The sequence below is a fragment of the Halomonas sp. PBN3 genome (assembly GCF_000475415.1).
In the GTDB taxonomy this organism is placed as follows: Bacteria; Pseudomonadota; Gammaproteobacteria; order Pseudomonadales; family Halomonadaceae; genus Halomonas; species Halomonas shengliensis.
This window is the reverse complement of record NZ_AXCA01000103.1, coordinates 1-640: the sequence shown is the minus strand read 5'-3', so window position 1 is coordinate 640 and position 640 is coordinate 1. Positions and strand designations below refer to the sequence as shown.

The window sequence follows — 640 nt, the reverse complement described above, 5'->3', positions numbered from 1 at the left end:
TCGGCGGCCAGGCCGAAACGCACGGCGACACCTTCGGGTGCTGGCGTCAGCGCCTGGTGCAGGCACTCGGTGCGCGAGGCGATGCCGCGCTCGGCCAGATGGTGAGTGACCTTGCTGGCGGCACTCACCGCGTAGTCGAGTCGGCGGTCGACGACCAGGGTACCGAGGCCCTGATGGCGGGTGACGAGACCCGCCCGTACCAGCTCGTCGAGCGCCCGGCGCACGGTGTGGCGGTTGACGCCGAAACGCCTGGCCAGGTGGGTCTCGCCCGGCAGCCATTCGCCGGGCTGGAAGTGCGTACGCACCTCCTGGGCCAGGGTGTCGGCCAGTGCCTGGTAGCGGGGCTCGCGAAGCGCTTGTCTAGACATGTTGGCTCCTGAAAAGAAGCGCTTCAGATGAAGCGCTTGCGAACCTGTTGCGAGATCATGTCGAGCAGCGTCACGGCGACGATGATCACCAGCAAGATGGTGGCGGTCTCGGTGTACTGGAAACCACGCATGGTTTCCCACAGCGCGACACCAATGCCGCCACCGCCGACCATTCCCAGCACGGTGGCCGAGCGGATGTTGGACTCGAAGCGGTAGAGGCTCACCGAGATCCACAGCGGCAGCACCTGGGGAACCAGTCCGAAGATGATCTC

At 66.1% G+C, this 640-nt stretch carries 2 protein-coding genes; both read right to left on the bottom strand.

All coding sequences use genetic code 11. The features are described from left to right. Positions 1-368, bottom strand: a 368-nt coding sequence (locus Q673_RS23905; RefSeq protein ID WP_023005184.1) for a GntR family transcriptional regulator, incomplete at its 3' end; no start/stop codon positions are given. Positions 369-391: 23 nt separating this feature from the next. Continuing rightward, positions 392-640 (bottom strand): PhnE/PtxC family ABC transporter permease (locus Q673_RS23900; RefSeq protein ID WP_023005183.1); only part of this gene is annotated, 249 nt, incomplete at its 5' end.